Annotated in this window: 2 pseudogenes; both read left to right on the forward strand. The window is 56.3% G+C overall.

What is annotated here, in order from left to right:
- Positions 1-184: 184 nt before the first annotated feature.
- Positions 185-436 (forward strand): annotated as a pseudogene (locus AWB69_RS50230) (ATP-binding protein); the annotation flags it as partial.
- Between the two features lie 309 nt (positions 437-745).
- A pseudogene (locus AWB69_RS51160) lies at positions 746-916 on the forward strand (IS110 family transposase); the annotation flags it as partial.
- Positions 917-1,156 lie beyond the last annotated feature (240 nt).

Raw genomic sequence — 1,156 nt, forward strand, 5'->3', positions numbered from 1 at the left:
CCAGTAACGCGATGCGCGCCCGCATCACATCTCGCTGTGCGGCCGTCTTGCGCCCGATCAGTGATAGCAGTTCCTGTTTTTCTTTCTTCGCCAGCTTCACTGGCGTTGCATGACGGCCTCGGCTCATCCCGCCATGATAAAAACGGACCATTAAATATTCAACTTATTTAAGGGATGTTGTACTAGGATGACGAGCTACCACGCGCAGTGCGAGCACAAGCCTCGACATGCGGAAGGGCCGTTTTTCGCAAACCTGCTGGAGGCAGTTGGAGACCCCGATCCTAACGCGGGTTCCAACACCTCCAAGCGGATGCGGCTGGCGTTGAGAATTCGGGAGGCAGCCGCCAGGGCGGGTAGTGGGGTGGTTCCATTGTTTTGCGATGAGGCTCAACGATATGACGACAACGAGTATGAATGGTTGCGCGACGTACATGACACCCGAATGTCTACTGGACGCCTTCCCGAGCGCGGCCGATGAAGCCAGGGACACTGCAAGGCGTTTACGCGTCGCTACATGGATCGCCGGCGAGGGTGATTCCGCTGTATCCACGGCGCTTCTGGCTGTTTTCCAGTGTGGATCGCGGTGGCTAGTAGCCGGCAGCATCGCGCATTGGACGTCGGTTGATACCGTCGCCACTTGCAGCAGTTGATAATCATGTGAAAGGCCTCCTGGCCGCCCAGAGAAGGGGCGGCCAGGGTCTACAGTTGAGATGCCAAGCTCAACCGACCCGTTCAGGAGGCTGAAATGAAGTATAGCGGCATCGATTTGCACTCGAATAACGCCATGATCGCCGTGATCGACGATCAGGACCGGGTGCTTTACTGCAAGCGACTGGCCAATGACCTGTCATCAATCATCGCGGTCCTCGCGCCATTCCACGAGGACCTGCAAGGGGTCGTGGTGGAATCAACTTATTATGGGCGCCTCGGGATTATGCAAGGTTTGTCGGTCATTCCGAGGTGCGATCGCCCAATTTTGCTGGACTCCGGGTGCGCTTCAACGACTATAGACTTCACATAACAGACCGTGCTCTGCTCAGATGGCTTCGCCGCCAATTCAGAGGAGAGCAACCATGATTACGCAAGTTGTTTCTGAAGTCGTCATGCGCAATCGCGCACGGAACGGCGCACTTGAACCAGTTGTCGGAGCATATGC

The sequence above is a fragment of the Caballeronia udeis genome (genome assembly GCF_001544555.2).
Lineage (GTDB): Bacteria > Pseudomonadota > Gammaproteobacteria > Burkholderiales > Burkholderiaceae > Caballeronia > Caballeronia udeis.